General features: G+C 40.4%; 13 protein-coding genes. 4 read left to right on the forward strand and 9 right to left on the reverse strand.

What is annotated here, in order from left to right:
- Nucleotides 1-19: 19 nt before the first annotated feature.
- Nucleotides 20-928, reverse strand: a complete 909-nt coding sequence (locus NK987_RS16025) for a M28 family peptidase (protein WP_259264669.1) — start codon at nt 926-928, stop codon at nt 20-22.
- 73 nt (nt 929-1,001) lie between these two features.
- Between NK987_RS16025 and NK987_RS16030 the strand changes: the two genes are divergently transcribed.
- Nucleotides 1,002-1,991: an NTPase gene (locus NK987_RS16030; protein ID WP_259264670.1), complete on the forward strand. Its 990-nt coding sequence runs from the start codon at nt 1,002-1,004 to the stop codon at nt 1,989-1,991.
- A gap of 281 nt (nt 1,992-2,272) precedes the next feature.
- Here NK987_RS16030 and yjjX read toward each other — a convergent pair whose 3' ends face one another.
- Both yjjX and NK987_RS16040 read right to left on the reverse strand, forming a co-directional pair.
- The gene (gene yjjX, locus NK987_RS16035; RefSeq protein ID WP_259264706.1) at nt 2,273-2,842 is read right to left on the reverse strand and encodes an inosine/xanthosine triphosphatase; all 570 of its coding nucleotides are present in this window, start codon (nt 2,840-2,842) and stop codon (nt 2,273-2,275) included.
- A 66-nt stretch (nt 2,843-2,908) separates the two neighbouring features.
- On the reverse strand, nt 2,909-3,616 hold the full coding sequence (locus NK987_RS16040) for a YebC/PmpR family DNA-binding transcriptional regulator (protein ID WP_259264671.1): 708 nt from the start codon (nt 3,614-3,616) through the stop codon (nt 2,909-2,911).
- Between the two features lie 152 nt (nt 3,617-3,768).
- Between NK987_RS16040 and NK987_RS16045 the strand changes: the two genes are divergently transcribed.
- On the forward strand, nt 3,769-5,112 hold the full coding sequence (locus NK987_RS16045; RefSeq protein ID WP_259264672.1) for an NAD(P)/FAD-dependent oxidoreductase: 1,344 nt from the start codon (nt 3,769-3,771) through the stop codon (nt 5,110-5,112).
- Nucleotides 5,113-5,220: 108 nt separating this feature from the next.
- Nucleotides 5,221-6,120, forward strand: coding sequence for a hypothetical protein (locus NK987_RS16050; RefSeq protein WP_259264673.1), 900 nt, complete (start codon nt 5,221-5,223; stop codon nt 6,118-6,120).
- A gap of 46 nt (nt 6,121-6,166) precedes the next feature.
- Here NK987_RS16050 and NK987_RS16055 read toward each other — a convergent pair whose 3' ends face one another.
- Nucleotides 6,167-6,607: a gamma-glutamylcyclotransferase gene (locus NK987_RS16055; protein WP_259264674.1), complete on the reverse strand. Its 441-nt coding sequence runs from the start codon at nt 6,605-6,607 to the stop codon at nt 6,167-6,169.
- A gap of 170 nt (nt 6,608-6,777) precedes the next feature.
- Between NK987_RS16055 and NK987_RS16060 the strand changes: the two genes are divergently transcribed.
- Nucleotides 6,778-7,239: a DUF4890 domain-containing protein gene (locus tag NK987_RS16060; RefSeq protein ID WP_259264675.1), complete on the forward strand. Its 462-nt coding sequence runs from the start codon at nt 6,778-6,780 to the stop codon at nt 7,237-7,239.
- A gap of 70 nt (nt 7,240-7,309) precedes the next feature.
- Here the strand turns inward: NK987_RS16060 and NK987_RS16065 are convergent, their stop codons facing one another.
- From NK987_RS16065 to gldE, 5 genes are all read right to left on the reverse strand, one after another.
- Complete coding sequence (locus tag NK987_RS16065) at nt 7,310-7,801, reverse strand: hypothetical protein (protein ID WP_259264676.1); 492 nt, start codon at nt 7,799-7,801, stop codon at nt 7,310-7,312.
- Nucleotides 7,802-7,827: 26 nt separating this feature from the next.
- Entirely contained in the window at nt 7,828-8,307 is a 480-nt protein-coding gene (locus tag NK987_RS16070) for a lipocalin family protein (RefSeq protein WP_258422133.1), read from the reverse strand.
- Between the two features lie 265 nt (nt 8,308-8,572).
- Nucleotides 8,573-10,045 carry a glutamate synthase subunit beta gene (locus tag NK987_RS16075; RefSeq protein ID WP_259264677.1) on the reverse strand — a complete coding sequence of 491 codons (1,473 nt, stop codon included), beginning with the start codon at nt 10,043-10,045 and terminating at the stop codon, nt 8,573-8,575.
- Nucleotide 10,046: 1 nt separating this feature from the next.
- On the reverse strand, nt 10,047-14,537 hold the full coding sequence (gene gltB, locus NK987_RS16080; protein WP_259264678.1) for a glutamate synthase large subunit: 4,491 nt from the start codon (nt 14,535-14,537) through the stop codon (nt 10,047-10,049).
- 405 nt (nt 14,538-14,942) lie between these two features.
- On the reverse strand, nt 14,943-16,292 hold the full coding sequence (gene gldE, locus NK987_RS16085; protein WP_259264679.1) for a gliding motility-associated protein GldE: 1,350 nt from the start codon (nt 16,290-16,292) through the stop codon (nt 14,943-14,945).

The following is a 16,292-nucleotide window of genomic DNA, read 5'->3' on the forward strand; positions in this document are numbered from 1 at the left end:
CAAATGTATCCATTTCATTTTATTCTTTATTCAAGTTTCGGTCAAAAGCAATGATAATATCCAAAATCAATTCAACTGCGCCACTATAAAATTCCGGCTGAATCCTTTCAAATGTATCAGTCACTTTGTGATAATCTTCATGGTCTTCTACTCCAAAGTAAATGAAAGGGATCCTGTTTTTGTGAAATTGGGAATGGTCCGATGCATTGGTCCAATCAGCTTTTTGACCGGGAACATCATGTCCAAATAATAATTTTGGAAACCGTCCTTCCGCAACATTTTCTATTATAGGCTTCAGTTGGGGATAATGGTAAGTCCCTACAGCATATATTTCGCCGTCAACATTTCTGCTGATCATATCCATGTTGATATTCAGAACAGTCTGTTCAATTGGAAAAGGGAAATCATCCACCAAAGCTTTTGCTCCCTGATGACCCATTTCTTCAGCATCCAAAGCGACAAATAACATAGAGTGGTTAGGTCGGTTTTTGGAAAAGTACTCGGCTAATGCCAATACAGCACCTGTTCCCGAGGCATTGTCATCGGCGCCGTTGAATATTTGTTCCCCATTCTTACCAATATGGTCATAATGGGCCATAATAACAATTAGCTTCTCTGTTTCTTTGCCTCCGACGAAGCCAACAATATTGGCAGCATTCTCATAAAGCTTGCCTTCTCTGTTGTTTTGAAAATCAAAATATTGGATAAAATCAGGATACTGAGATTTCAGCCCCAATTCCCTGAACCTCTCCTGAATGTACTTCCTGGCTTTCAAACTGCCCTCTGAGAGTGGTTTTCTCCCACCGAGTTCATCGGAAGAAAGGTATTCAATGTCATTGAGCAATTTGCTTTGGTCGATTTTTTGTGCTCTCAATCCCAATGGGGCTATGAGAAAAAATAACATCAAAAATTTCAATAAATTAAGCATATGTCTTTTTAAATTGGTCCGTTATGTATATTCGTAAAAATAGTAAGATATAATCGCTCGAATCTTAACACCTATGAAATATCTTTTTGCCTTGCTGATGGTTTTTGCTTTTGTAAGACCAAGTATGGCTCAAAATGCCCTTCCTGAAACCTTTTTGGATGGGAAATCCATTGTTCTTATTTCAAATTCACCCCAAGCCCGACCTTCCTTTTCTTGGGAAACATTGGCACATGAAATCCATCCGGCTTTGGTATTAGCCGGTGGAGATCCGGTAGCCTATTATGAATTAGAAGATGTTGCCATCTCCGAAGAGGTACAGGCGGGTTTTGCCGCAATGTTTGCCAAAAGGATGATTTCTTCTATCGTGATCCTTACCAGAAAAGCCAATGGAAACACAGTATTGAACATTGGACCTTTTACCAACAATAAAAACATGATCCCTACCAACGGTATGTGGAGTATGGATGCAAAAGAAATAGGTCAGATGAAGGAGTCTTTGGCTACAATTGGCCTAAATATTAAATCCAAGAACCTGATGGTTTTGGAAGTTCCTGAGTTTCCGTCAGGCGCCAATGCCACCGCATCTGCTGCCCAAAGATACCTTAATAGAAATCCACTGAACCTTGATGTTTTCAAGTTGGGAATTCCATTATCTGGAGCTGCTGGCGAAAGTGGTTACTTAAATACATTTAGATATGACCTTTTGGGAAAATCCGAGGAGAGTATACTTGCGGAGCAGAATGAGGAAAGGAATGGTTTGCAGGCGATTTTCACACAACTGTATCCTCATCAAGTGGAGTTTCTCAGCAGTCCCAGGACCGATGCAGACTTGATCAAAGACAAGGTACAGTTTGTCCTGATGAGGATAGAAGCAAGAGAAAGTGACCTGATGCAGAATATGGGTTTACCCACAGATAGTCTTACTGATGGAGACAGGATTGTGGTCAAATATTACATCCGATTCTTGGTAAGAAATGAATTATATATCGGTCCTGTATGGGACGCAGACCCTGATTGGAGGGTATCATTGGGCAATTTTCTAAATAACCTGAAAATAAAATGAGCCCTTCGAAGGGCTCTTTAAAAATTACAGCTGACTGTAGTGGTGACCAAACACTCTCTGCTATTTATCTATTTGACTTGAAATTCTTCGGTTGATTGGATTCAAGTTTTTATTTTTTAAATCTGTAAGTCTTTTTGGCAAATTTAATTGTGCAACAATTTTATCCTTTTTCAATAAACTCAAGAGAAGTTTATGTGTATAAGAGTAAAATTTTTGAACAAATCTAATCGTAATCATTTCCTAAATCCAATTGAAAAAATCTATCAGACATTTAGGAAATTTTAATATAAATCTTCTTTTACAAAAGGTATCAAAGCCAAAATAACTGCCTGTTGGTAATAATTTTTCCTATCAAGCGCCCCTTTTGTCAAAATACCCACTGCACCATCATTTTCCTTGGAATTTTCCCTGTTGAAAAAAGCATCATCAGCTGCTCCAAGTTCCATCCCGCCATCTACCATATCGGCAATGGCTTTTGGAAGGAAGAATATGGAAGTTTTTGCTTTACCTATTTTTCCATTCCTATCCAAGACCACAACCCATGCAAAAGCAGCCATTTCTCCCTGGAATTTTTCCACACCACCTTCAATACCTACCCAAAAATCTGCCTCTGGAAACACTGCTTTAGAATTTTTTGCACGGTTAAATGCCCCTTTGTAAGTCTGTTCATCGCCTACTGGCTGTGCTTCCACATCTGAGCTTACATTTAACCCTTCTACGAGATAAGTTCCTTCAAATACTTGGTGAAAACCACTATTGGTGCAATTGATTTTAACTGGATTTCTACTTCCTACAATTACTAAATTCTGCCTTTGTTGATCTTGGATATTCTTTCTTTTTGGAAAACTCATTGGTCCAGTCATGGATGATCAGCGGTAAAGATTAAAATTATGTGAATTGGTGGTGAAGGTATAGTTTTAAGCAACGTTGGTAAATACTTGGTTGACATCATCGTCTTCCTCAAGTCTTTCTATCATTTTGTTTATTTCCTCTTCCTGTTCTTCGGTGAGTTCGACAGTGGTGGAGGGGAACCATTGGAAGTCTGCGTTGATTACTTCAATATGCTTGTCTTCAAGTGCTTTTTGCATTTTTCCAAAATCCTCAAATTCTGTGTATGCAAAAATTTCACCCTCATTTTCAGCAATTTCTTCTAATCCATGGTCGATCAGTTCTAGCTCCAACTCTTCTATGTCAAGGTCTTTTTGTGCAAATCGGAATACTGCTTTTTTGGTAAACATAAAGCTGACTGAACCTGAGGTTCCTAGAGATCCGCCGGATTTGGTAAAATAACTTCTGATATTGGCTACAGTCCTGTTGATATTGTCTGTGGAGGTTTCGATGATTACAGCTACGCCATAGGGTCCATAACCTTCATAGACAATCTCTTCATAGTTTTTTTCATCCTTGTTGGAAGCTCTTTTGATAGCAGCCTCGATCCTATCCTTTGGCATCGAAGCGCCTTTTGCGTTTTGGATGACGGTTCGGAGCTTTGTGTTATTTGCCGGATCCGGACCGCCTGCTTTGACGGCCATTACAATTTCTTTTCCAAGGCGGGTAAATACCTTGGACATCTGGCTCCAACGTTTAAATTTTCTTTCTTTCCTAAATTCAAATGCTCTTCCCATTGCTGATCTGTTTTAAAAGGTGGGTAAAATTAATAAATCTTTTTAAAGTGCCTAAAACAAAGAAAACCAATGCCAACAAATCTTCTTAGAACGGTAATCCTAAGTCAAAATTTAATAGATTTACTGATATTTTGAATCCAATAACTTTTATCATGAGCCAATCTGAAAACCTGCCCATTCCCAATATTCCACAACCGAAACATAAAAGGATTGTAATCGTCGGAGCCGGATTTGCTGGACTAAAAATCGCCCAAAAGCTTGCCCATACCGATTATCAGATAGTGTTGTTTGATAAAAACAATTATCACCAATTCCAACCCTTGCTTTATCAGGTCGCAACGGCGGCACTTTCACCAAGTGCTGTTTCATTTCCCCTGAGAAGGATTTTTCACAAAATAGATAATGTGGTCTTTAGAATGGCAGTGGTGAGGGAAATAGATAAAGAAAAGAAAACCATCTATACCAACCTGGGAACAATACAATATGACTATTTGGTCTTGTCCCAAGGTGCCAATACCAATTATTTCGGCAACCAGAATATCCAAAAATTCTGTGCTCCCATGAAGTCCACTTCTGAGGCTTTATATATCCGAAATAAAATCATCTCCAACTATGAGCGAGCGGTCAACATTGCTGATGAAGATGAACGAAAGCCGATCATGAATGTCGTCATTGTGGGCGGCGGGGCCACAGGGGTGGAGCTTGCGGGATCTATAGCGGAATTGAGAAATAAAGTCCTACCCAAAGACTATCCCCAGTTATCCTTTAAAAACATGCGTGTCATCCTTGTCGAGTCCGGTGGTTCTTTGCTCAGTGGTTTGACGCCAAAATCCAGGGAAAAAGCACTTCAATACCTTCAGGAGCTCGGTGTAGAAGTCATGCTCAATACGCGGGTGGAGGATTACGATGGGTTTATTGTTAAACTTCTTGACAAAGAACCTATCAAAACCTTGACTTTACTTTGGGCCGCCGGCATAAAAGCCAATTCGCTTATTGGTGTTGAAGACGATCAAAAAGCGCCAAATGGGAGATTGTTGGTCGACGAATTCAATAAGATGGTCAATGAACAAGACATTTATGTAGTTGGCGACCAATGTGTGCAGAAGGAAGAAAAATTTCCAAATGGACATCCTCAAGTAGCGCAGGTAGCGATACAGCAAGCTGCCAATCTTGCCAAAAACTTCAAAAATGAACTGAAAGGCAAACCTTGGATACCATTTAAATACAATGACCTTGGATCCATGGCAACGATAGGTAAAAAGATGGCCGTAGTAGATTTGCCATTTGTGAGTTTTCAAGGTTCGTTTGCTTGGCTGGTATGGCTGTTTGTCCACCTAATGGCAATCTTGGGAGTTAAAAACAAGCTTATGGTTTTCCTTACTTGGTCTTGGAAATACCTCTCTTTTGACCCAAGCCTGAGGCTTTTGATCAGGCCCCGTTATGTCAAGGAATTTAAAAGACAATGGATGCTTGAAGAAAAGGATTATGAAGATTGATGGCAGAATAAAATGCTTTTCTTTTTTCCCATTACCAAATCATTTTCAACGAAGCTGATTCGGTCTTCCTTTTTGATGGTTATATTTAAAACATAAAACCTCTTTTTTATGAGAAACATACTTATCCTAGCCGCAATCCTTATCGGTGCAAGTTTCAATAACCCGACAGTAGGCCAATCAGCCAAAAAAAGAATCCAACCGGGTAGAATGTATAATTCTCAGGACACGCTTTTTTCGCCGATTTATGGATTTACTTCTCAGGTACCTGTTGGCTGGGTAGGAACCTTGCCGCGGGAAACGGAGGTTTTTTTATTGACGACAGGCAATGGAGGTTTTGGCGAAATTTATGTCTTTGGTAGGGCCGCAGTAGACCTTCAACAGCTTTCTGAGCTATGGAAGGAAGGGGTGGATGTCACAGATAAGTTAAGATTGAAAGCCATTGATCCAAAAATTTCAGATCAGATATTGCAGTCTGAAGTTGTAGCGGATGGGAATTATGTACAAAGACAATCAAGGGCCTTTGCTGCAACCAAATGTGGAAATCAGGGCACCTGTATCACTGTATTGGCAGTAGGGTCTGAGGAATCTTATGACAATGTTTCGAAAGCGGCCCTGCAATTATTACAGAAAGGTACTTTTGAACGCCCTTCTTTTGAGTCTCCTTATGAGAACTTTAATTGGAAGGAATTTCTTTCCAACAAGCTGATGATTACCTATGATGAAGTTTTGGGAGGTGCAAGGCAAACACAGATCAACCTTTGCGAAAATGGCACCTTCAATGCAAATGTTAAAAAAAGAGGCATCATGAGGAATGTCAATCCAGAATACAAAAACAGAATGAGGGGAAGTTGGACGGTAGAAGGAAAAGGGCCTGAAGCGATATTGAATCTTACTTTTGACAAAAAGGGGTTGAGTCCGTTGACCGTTCCACTTAAATTAAAGGATGAAGAACTTTTTGTCGGCGACGAGCGGTATTATGCAAGTGAGGCCACAGGATGTAAAAAATAAACATCGAAACCAGAAAGATTTTCCGGGAAGAAACTTTTCCGGAAAATCATATTTTCCCCACCCTGTTGATGACCTGCGCAAGATAGGAATCAGGTATTCCTGACTCTTTTCCTCCTTTGAGAATCACTTTCCAATATTCTTCTTTAGGGAATAGGCCTTCCTTAGTGTTTTTGGATATAAAAACAAAAGCATTGATTTTTCCATTCTTTGTAAAAATCTCTTTTTCAACAAAGTCATATCCAGGTTCGGAGGTCAAGAAATATGCCTTATCCTCTTTTTGAATTTTGAAAATTAAGCCATAAACGGATTCATTTTCACTGAATACAATATTAGCCCTCGCTGATCCATCAGGATTAGGATGGTTGAATCGAAAGCCATGATGCGGCAAAACACCGATACCGATTTTAAATGGGTTGGTATGCAATCTTCCTTCCAAGGTGCTTGAATCCAGGTTGCTTGCATACCCGAAATAATAGAAATTTTCCATTTCCCAATTTAAGATTTGTTAACAGTATTTTCCAAAATAAGGATTAAACCATCTGTCTTTGCCTAAGTCTAATCATCAAATTCACAGCTTAGAGATTCCACTGATTTGTCCGGGAAATCTAAATTTCTAAGATTATCATTTTAAAAAAATACTAAAAACAAAATAAAGAAATGAAAAAGCTATTGATGATTGCAGCAATATTCACCTTGACATTTGCAGGGGCATTTGCCCAAAGAGGACAGGGTGGACCTCGAGGTGGACAGCAAAAAGAATCGTTGACCCCCGAACAGAGGGCCGAAAGGATTACCACGAAAATGACAGAAGAATTGGGACTATCTGAAGATCAAAAACAAAAGATCTACCAAATCAATCTCGAAAATGCCCAGAAAAGAGAAGCACAGAGAGCGGCGATGGAGGAGGAAAGAAAAGCAAAAAGAACAGAGATGCAGGCACAAAACCAGGTTCAAAATGAACAGATTGAGGCTATTTTGACTCCTGAACAAAAAACCAAGTGGGAGGAAGTCAAAAAAGAAAACCGAAAAGAAATTCGAGAACGTAGTGGAAGCGGAAGAGGTCACCGTGGAGGCAAAGGTTCATCAGGAGGAAAAGGCAGCTCCGGAAGAAATATTTAAAACAGATTGATTGGGTTTATTTGTAGAAAAAAGCAGGCCAATGGTCTGCTTTTTCTGGTTTATTCATTGCCTACTTGCGGAAATAAGTGATGGGACTGGTACTACAAAGCTCATTTGGTGCGCATTTGTATTCAAGTTGCAATTGTGACTTTCTTTCTTTTAGTGCTATGGTGTATTCTCTTTCTATGTTCCAGTCCGATCCGACAAGGTTATCCGGTGCAGTATACCATACCGTACTCCCTTCAGGGAGCGTCAAAAATTGGTCTCCTGTAAGCGTCAAAACATTTCCTAATAACCGGTATGTTCCGTTTGTGATTGAATTATACCCAAGGTCCATGTTGTTATCTTGCTGTCGGGCCGTACTTCTGTTTTCAAAAGTTCCATCCTCCTTGAATTCATAGGTATCGACATAAAACAGTTGTGACTCTTGTTGATATCTACTCAATTCCCAAATTCCATGCAGATCTTGGAGACTAAAATTCTTGTCATCTTTTTCGATAAGATTACAAGAAAAAGTAATGAATAGGATTGAGATTAAGGCTAGTTTGGAAAATATTCTCATGAATTTGAGGTTTTATTTTAACTTAATTATTTGCGATAAAAAGTGATTGGACCGGTGCACTGAGCAAAGGGAGGGCATGGAAAATCCAACACCAATTGAGACTTTCTTTCTTTTAGAGATATTGTTATTTCTGTTTCCCTGTTCCAGTCTCCTCCGACAAGTTTATCCATTCCAGTATACCAAACCGTACTTTCTTCAGGAATTGTTAAAAACTCTTTTTCTTCAAGAGATAGCTTATTCCCTGCCAATGAATACGTTCCGCTAGTGAGAGAATTATATCCAAAATCAATGTTGGAATCCTGTTGTCTTGCGGTCACCCTATGTTCAAATGTGCCGTCTTCATTGAATTCATATGCTTGAACTAAAAAGAGTTCTGATTCCTCCCAATAGGAACTCAGTTCCCATGTTCCATGAAGATTTTCTTGGCTAAAATCGTTGTCATCCATATTACAGGAAAATGTAAAACAGAGGATAGTAGCTATAACAAGTGAAGATGATAATTTCATAGGTTTTAAAAGTTATGGTTTTTTGTAAGGACGTAGTCAATTAAAAGGATGTCCTGATTGAAGTTCATTTTTTTGAAAATGCTTATATAGAGCGGTTTGCAAGATGGCATCATTGAGTTTTTACCAAAATTTTTAAATGTAAAAAACCAAAAAGAGCAGGCCACCGACCTGCTCTTTCTGATTAGATTGCTAAAAAATCATAACAATCACAAACTAAACTTATTATCACGCTTACTCTTATTTTAGGCTTATTGCTTCATTAGGTTCAATTGTGGATATGTTGTTCCACTTCGTAATATCCCTCGTCTTTTCTTGGCAATGCCGAACTTCCTTGAAGGAATTCATCTACTTTGAATGCTGCTTCACGGCCTTCGGAAATCGCCCAAACCACCAAAGATTGGCCTCTTCTCATGTCTCCTGCGAGGAATACTTTTTTGTTTGTGCTTTGATAGTCTTTCGATTTTGGTAGTGAATTGTCAAAGGTTTGTACACCAAAAGCTTCCAATAATCCATTCTGAGCAGGTCCGGCATAGCCGATTGCGATAAATGCCAGGTCGCATGGAACGGTCCTGCTTGTGCCAGGAATTTCCACAAACTGCATCCTGCCGTTTTGCTCTTTCCATTCCAGATCTACCAATACCAACCCTGTGACTTCTCCTTTTTCATTGCCGACAAACTCCTTTGTCAACACAGAAAATACCCGATCTGCACCTTCTTCGTGAGAACTTGAGGTCTTCAAAGTCATAGGCCATTCCGGCCAAGGATTGAGTACAGTTCTTTGTTTTGGAGGTTTGGGCAGCAATTCCAATTGGGTAATGCTGGCAGCGCCATGCCTGTTGGAAGTGCCGATACAGTCACTGCCCGTGTCTCCGCCTCCGATGACTAGGACGTGCTTTCCTTCTGCCGAAATCGGATTTGAGGGAATTTCTCCTGCTATTACCTGATTTTGTTTACCAAGAAATTCCATAGCAAAATGGACACCTTTAAGGTCAGATCCTTTGATTTTCAGTTCACGGGGTTGCTGTGCCCCGGTGGATAATACCACTGCATCAAAGTTTCTCAAAATGTTTTCCGCTTTGATATTGAACCCCACTTCTGTGTCTGTTGAGAATATGACACCTTCTTTTTCCATGATTTCTACCCTTCGGTCAATGACCCATTTCTCGAGCTTGAAATCAGGGATACCGTAACGTAGTAATCCTCCGACTTTTTTGTCTTTTTCGAAAAGAGTGACTTCATGCCCGGCCTGATTGAGTTGGTCCGCGGCTGCCAATCCTGCAGGGCCCGAACCGATCACTGCTACCTTAAAACCTGTTTTTAAGGATGGCATCTTTGGCTTGACAAAGCCAAGCTCATAGGCTTTTTCCGCGATGTTTTTTTCGATGAGTTCAATGGCCACCGGATCTTTGTTGATGCCAAGGACACAAGAACCCTCACATGGCGCAGGACAAATCCTGCCTGTAAACTCAGGAAAGTTGTTTGTACTTCTCAAAATTTGAAAAGCTTCTTCCCATTCATTCCTATATACCGCGTCATTGAAATCCGGGATGATATTTCCTAAAGGACAACCCTGATGACAAAAAGGTATTCCGCAATCCATACACCTTGCTGCTTGATGGTTGAGTTTTTCCCCATCAAAAGGCTTATATATTTCTTTATAGTCGTGAATTCTTTCTTCAGGATTTCTGGTTTCCGGAAGTTCTCTTTTAAATAAAATAAATCCCTCTTTAGCTCCCATCTTACACCAATGTTGTTGATTTTTCCAATGCTCTTTTTCTCAAAACTTCTTTGTAATCCCTCGGAATCACTTTGATAAAACGTTCCCTGTATTCATCCCAATTGTCGAGATATTCAAGTGCCAATTGACTATTGGTTAATGATAAGTGTTTGTTTAGCTGTTCTTTGATAGTTACAAAATCGTCTTCGTTAAGCGGGTCCAAATCCACCATTTCCTGATTGATCAGGTGGATATAATCCTTGAGGATGTATGCGATACCCCCGCTCATCCCTGCGCCAAAGTTTCTTCCGATTTCACCTAGATTGATTACGAGACCTCCTGTCATGTATTCACAGCCATGGTCTCCAATTCCTTCGATTACAGCTTTTACTCCGGAGTTTCTTACACAGAATCTTTCGCCTCCTTTTCCATTGATATATGCTTCTCCTGAAGTAGCACCGTAAAACGCCACGTTTCCGATAATGATGTTTTCATGTGCAAGGAAGTTGGCATTGCGGCTAGGATAGATGATCAATTTTCCACCCGAAAGTCCTTTTCCGAAGTAATCGTTGGATTCTCCCTCTAGCTCAAAAGTCACGCCTTTTGTCAGAAAACCTCCGAATGTCTGTCCTGCTGATCCTGAGAAATTGAAATGAATGGTATCTTCGGGCAAACCGGGACTACCATAAATTTTCGAAATCTCGTTGGAAAGCATGGCACCCACGGTCCTATCAATGTTGTTGATCTTGAAGGTGCCAATCACAGGGCTTGCCTGTTCCAAAGCTGGAATTGCAGCTTGTATCAATTGTCTGTCCAAGACATTTTTCAAATCAAATTCCTGATCGATCTGCTTATGGATCCCCACATGATCAGGTACTTCTACCTTATGGAAAATCGGACTCAAGTCTATTTTGTCCCATTTCCAGTGGTTCATGTGTCCTGTTGCTTTGAGTACATCGCTTTGTCCGACCATCTCAGATATGGTGCTAAATCCAAGAGAGGCCATGATTTCTCTTAGGTCCTGTGCCAAAAACATGAAGTAATTGACGACATGGTCAGGATTTCCGGTAAAGAGTTTTCTCAGTTCAGGATCTTGTGTTGCCACGCCCACAGGGCAAGTATTTAAATGGCATTTACGCATCATGATACAGCCTTCCACTACCAACGCTCCTGTGGAAATACCCCATTCTTCAGCCCCCAACAATGTCGCAATGGCTATATCCCTTCCTGTTCTCAACTGACCGTCTGTCTGCAATACCACACGGCTACGTAAATTATTTTTGACTAAAGTCTGATGGGCCTCAGACAATCCAAGTTCCCAAGGCAATCCCGCATGACGGATCGAACTCAAAGGAGAGGCGCCTGTGCCTCCATCTGCACCTGAAATCAAAATCACATCGGACATCGCTTTGGCGACACCTGCAGCCACGGTTCCGACTCCTGCTTGCGATACAAGCTTGACATTGATACGTGCTTTTCTGTTTGCATTTTTCAGGTCAAAGATCAACTGTGCCAAATCCTCGATGGAATAGATGTCATGGTGCGGTGGTGGAGAAATCAACCCAACTCCAGGAGTGGAGTGCCTTACCCTTCCGATCCATTCATCTACTTTATGTCCGGGAAGCTGTCCGCCTTCCCCGGGTTTTGCTCCCTGAGCCATTTTGATCTGAAGCTCAGCGGCATTGGTCAGGTAATTACTCGTGACGCCAAATCTTCCTGAGGCTACCTGCTTGATGGCAGACCTTTCCCAATCACCGTTTTCTTTTTTCTCAAACCGGATTTCATCTTCTCCTCCCTCACCGCTGTTGCTTTTTGCCCCTATTCTATTCATAGCGATAGCCAAAGTAGAATGGGCTTCATGCGAAATCGATCCGAATGACATCGCGCCGGTTGCAAATCGCTTCAGGATGGATTCAACGGGTTCAACTTCTTCTATCGGAATTGAAATCCTTTTCTTAAATTCAAATAACCCCCTAAGAGTCAAAGCGTCTTTGGTCTGCTCATTGATTTTCTGGGCAAATTTCTTGTACATGCCATAATCATTCAGCTTGGTTGACTTCTGTAACAGGTGGATGGTTTCAGGATTGAACATGTGCTTTTCACCCCTTCTTTTCCACTGATACACACCCCCAGTTTCCAAAATCGGACTTTCAGTTTCATAGGCAGCATGGTGACGGATGAGAACTTCTTCCGCCAATTCATCAAATGAAATCCCTGAAATCCTGCTTACTGTTCCTTTAAAACACCTGTCAATAACTTCTGGGCCAAGGCCGATGGCTTCAAAGATCTGCGAACCTTGGTAAGACTGTAAAGTGCTGATTCCCATTTTTGAAAGGACTTTCAAAAGTCCGCTCCCAACCGCTTTTTGGAAATTATAGAAAAGCTGGTTTTGTGGGATATCTTTGGCAAATGCTCCCTTTTCATTCAGATGAATGAGGGATTCCAAAGCCAAATATGGATTTATCGCCGAAGCTCCATATCCGATTACCGTTGCAAAATGATGTGTTTCGCGGATGTCTCCTGCTTCCACCACCAAACCTGCACGGGTTCTGAGTTTCTTTTTTACCAAGTGGTGGTGTACAGCACCGATTGCAAGCAAAGTTGGAATTGGCGCTTTGGAATCAGTACTGTTTCGGTCAGAAATAATGATGATATTTTTACCAGCATATATCGCTCCTTCGGCTTCTTTGCAGAGCTGATTCAAAGCCTCAAGTAACCTGCCCGGCTGATGATCAGTTTCAAAATGCCCATACAGAGTAACAGTCCGGTATCCCTGATCTTCAAGGTGTTTGATCTTTTCTAAGTCTTCGTTGAGTAAGACAGGTTGGGAAATGTGGATCTGTCTTGTATGCCGTGGACTTTCTGCTAGGATATTGTGGCTTTCTCCGATTCTGGTAAACAATGACATAACCAATCTCTCTCTGATCGGATCGATCGGAGGGTTACTGACTTGAGCAAACAGCTGCTTGAAATAATTGGAGATATGCTGACTTTGTTTGGAAAGCACTGCCAAAGGCGTATCGGCTCCCATTGAACCCACCGCCTCATATCCCGCCTCACCCATTGGGGATAAGATCACTTTCAGTTCCTCAGAGGTGTAACCAAATATCGTCTGTCTTTTTTTGATTTCATTTGTGGTATATGGATACTCCAATTTAACTGGATCCGGCATCATTCTGAGTTTTAGACGCTCTTCTCTTACCCAAGCTTCATAAGGTTTGTTGTCGCAGACAGTGGATTTGATTTCATCATCAAACGAGATTTTTCCTTTTTCAAGGTCCGCCCAAAGCATTCTTCCGGGGCTGATTCTTCCTTTTTCCTTGATTGTAGCTTCACGGATTGGCAAAGCTCCAGCTTCTGAAGAAAGAATTAACCTGTCATCATTGGTGATAAAATACCGGAGAGGTCTCAGACCGTTTCTGTCCAAAGTCGCTCCAAGAGATTTTCCATCCGTAAACAATAGCGCAGCCGGCCCATCCCAAGGTTCCATCAATGAAGCATGGAATTTATAGAATGCCTTGCGGTCTTTGTCCATCATTTGATTGTCCTGCCAAGCCTCAGGCACCATCATCATCATCACATGGGGAAGGGTTCTACCGCTCAAAGTCAGCAATTCCACCATGGCATCAAGGTTGGCACTATCCGAATTTTTCTTATTGGTGATAGGCATCAACTTTGAAAGTTCATCGTCGCTGAAGAAGATTGAGCGCATCAAAGTCTCTTTAGACTTCATCTTATTGAGGTTTCCCCGAATGGTGTTTATCTCCCCATTGTGGGAGAGGTATCTGAATGGTTGTGCCAATCTCCAGTTTGGGAAAGTATTGGTCGAAAACCTAGAATGGACGATTGCCAATCCGGAAGTAATGTTTTTGTTTTGGAGGTCTTTGTAAAATGGAAGGACTTGGTCCGTTCTCAACTGACCTTTATAGATCAATGTAAATGCAGAAAAACTTGCAAAATAAAATGCTGAATTGACTCCGGGAATAGAAAGATTGATTGTCTTCGAGGAATAATTTCTCAGAACATATAGTTTTCGCTCCAGGTCTAATCCCTTGAGCCCGTTTTTGTGAGTGACAAAAACCATCTCAATATTTGGCATCACATCTAAAGCACCTGAACCCGGTACGGTTTCATCTACAGGTACATTCCTATATCCGATAAGGTTGAAACCCAATTCATCTATGATTTGGTTAAGCTGCTCTTTGGATTTTTTGTAAAGCTGTCTGTTTTTTGGGAAAAAGGTCATGCCGACACCATAGCTTCCCTGTTCAGGCAATTGAAAACCTGCTCTTGCTGTTACTTCTCTGAGAAAAGAATGGGGGATTTGTATTAAAATGCCTGCCCCATCTCCTGTTTTTGGATCACTTCCCCGACCGCCTCTATGTTCCATGTTGCTTAGCATGAAGAGCGCATCACTGATTGTCTCATGGCTTTTTGTCCCCTTGACATTCACTACAGCTCCTATACCGCAGGAATCATGTTCGAATTCCTCATGATAAAGTCCGTTATTCATTATAATCAGGTTTAATAGGTTTAAGAAATAGTTGCGAATATTACAAAAAATTTTGTATTTTTTAAAATTGAGGCAACGAAACGGGCTTTATAATACATAGTTTGTACTTAAATGAAGCATTGTTTACACTTTGCAAAAATTATAATTTGATAAAAAATTAAATCTTATTTTTCTAAAATAACAAAAATTATCCGGAAGTAAGTGTCTTTTTTACCCCAAATCTCAAAAAATTCAGGAGATATTTGGAATTTTGGTTAATTTCCAAAAAAGTGAAATTTTTTTTAAATTTTTTATATCGTAAAAAATAGAAGTGAATCCAGTAAAAATCATGGAATGGTTAATGTGAAGAATAAAAATAAATGTTTATAAAATTTATCAGAATAATATTCTGTTAAAAAAATTACATTAATCTACATTGTGACCACCATTCTCCTTTTCATTGCCAAGAATCCTGACTTTCACCTTCTTTATCTTTTTGGTGTCCACTGCCAAGATGGTAAATTCAAATTGTTCAAAGGTTATCTTAGTACCGTTTTTGGGAAAACTCGAATTGATTTCCAACAAGAGCCCACCCAAAGATTCGCTTTCTCCTTTGACTTCATCAAACATCTGTTGGTCCAATTCCAGTTTTTTGCAGAAGTCGTTTAATGAAATTTTTCCTTCGAAAATAAATGTGGAAGGGTCAATTTCTTTGAAATAATAATCCTCTACATCATCAAATTCATCATTGATTTCGCCTATGATTTCTTCAATTAGGTCTTCCAAAGTCACTAGCCCGGAAGTTCCCCCATATTCGTCTACGACAATAGCCATGTGGACTCGTTTCTTCTGAAAATCCTTCAGAAGGGTATCCACTTTTTTGTTTTCAGGTACAAAAAAGCCTTTGCGTATCAATGCATGCCATTCAAAATTTTCATCCTGATCGATGTGGGGAAGTAGGTCTTTGATGTAAAGAATCCCTTCTACATTGTCAATCGTCTCCCTGTAAACAGGAATTCTAGAATAGCCGCTTTTGTTGATTCTATCCATCAATTCATGGAAATCCATATCGATTTCAATGGCTGTGATGTCCATTCTCGACTGCATCACTTGTTTGACCGATAATGTCCCAAAGTTTACGATACCCTTTAAGATGTCTTTTTCTTCATCAGATGTGTCTTCTGTGGTGATTTCCAGAGCCTGATTAAGTTCATCCACTGACAAAGAATATCCTTTCCTGACGATTCTTTTTTCGACAACGTTGCTGATTGCCATCAAAAAGGCAGATACCGGACGCAGCACAACTGAAAAAAAGTGAATGTATGGGGCCATCAAGAGAGAAAACTCTATTTTGGCTTTGGTGGCATAAACTTTTGGAACGATTTCTCCGAAAAAAACAATGGCAAAAGTTACGCCGATTGTCTGAACCAAGATGACGATTATTCCTGTAGCATTGTGTCCAAAAAACTTCCAAGCCACAAAAGTTGTCAAGGTTACGATTCCGATATTGATAAGATTGTTGAGAATCAGGATCGTGCTTAAAAGTTTTTTGGGGGATTCAACAAGAAGAATCGCTTTGGTAGCTCTTGGATCTGCTTTCTCGTCGAAAGACGCGATATCATCCGAATTCAAAGAAAAAAATGCCACCTCTGAGCCTGAAACCAACCCTGAGGCGATTAAAAGCAAAATAAAAGTCAATGAATTAAACAAAATGTAACCGGCTGAAACCTCGACGATTTCAGCCAGTAATATAAGACTCGGGTAGGGGTCGTCCAT

Source organism: Aquiflexum gelatinilyticum, assembly GCF_024813435.1.
Classification (GTDB): domain Bacteria; phylum Bacteroidota; class Bacteroidia; order Cytophagales; family Cyclobacteriaceae; genus Cognataquiflexum; species Cognataquiflexum gelatinilyticum.

Coding starts and splice junctions, on each gene's coding strand:
- gltB (WP_259264678.1), bottom strand. CDS start 14,537: ATGAATAACGGACTTTATCATGAGGAATTCGAACATGATTCCTGCGGT.
- NK987_RS16060 (WP_259264675.1), top strand. CDS start 6,778: ATGAAAAAGCTATTGATGATTGCAGCAATATTCACCTTGACATTTGCA.
- NK987_RS16070 (WP_258422133.1), bottom strand. CDS start 8,307: ATGAAATTATCATCTTCACTTGTTATAGCTACTATCCTCTGTTTTACA.
- NK987_RS16055 (WP_259264674.1), bottom strand. CDS start 6,607: ATGGAAAATTTCTATTATTTCGGGTATGCAAGCAACCTGGATTCAAGC.
- gldE (WP_259264679.1), bottom strand. CDS start 16,292: ATGGACGACCCCTACCCGAGTCTTATATTACTGGCTGAAATCGTCGAG.
- yjjX (WP_259264706.1), bottom strand. CDS start 2,842: ATGAGTTTTCCAAAAAGAAAGAATATCCAAGATCAACAAAGGCAGAAT.
- NK987_RS16030 (WP_259264670.1), top strand. CDS start 1,002: ATGAAATATCTTTTTGCCTTGCTGATGGTTTTTGCTTTTGTAAGACCA.
- NK987_RS16050 (WP_259264673.1), top strand. CDS start 5,221: ATGAGAAACATACTTATCCTAGCCGCAATCCTTATCGGTGCAAGTTTC.
- NK987_RS16025 (WP_259264669.1), bottom strand. CDS start 928: ATGCTTAATTTATTGAAATTTTTGATGTTATTTTTTCTCATAGCCCCA.
- NK987_RS16045 (WP_259264672.1), top strand. CDS start 3,769: ATGAGCCAATCTGAAAACCTGCCCATTCCCAATATTCCACAACCGAAA.
- NK987_RS16065 (WP_259264676.1), bottom strand. CDS start 7,801: ATGAGAATATTTTCCAAACTAGCCTTAATCTCAATCCTATTCATTACT.
- NK987_RS16075 (WP_259264677.1), bottom strand. CDS start 10,045: ATGGGAGCTAAAGAGGGATTTATTTTATTTAAAAGAGAACTTCCGGAA.
- NK987_RS16040 (WP_259264671.1), bottom strand. CDS start 3,616: ATGGGAAGAGCATTTGAATTTAGGAAAGAAAGAAAATTTAAACGTTGG.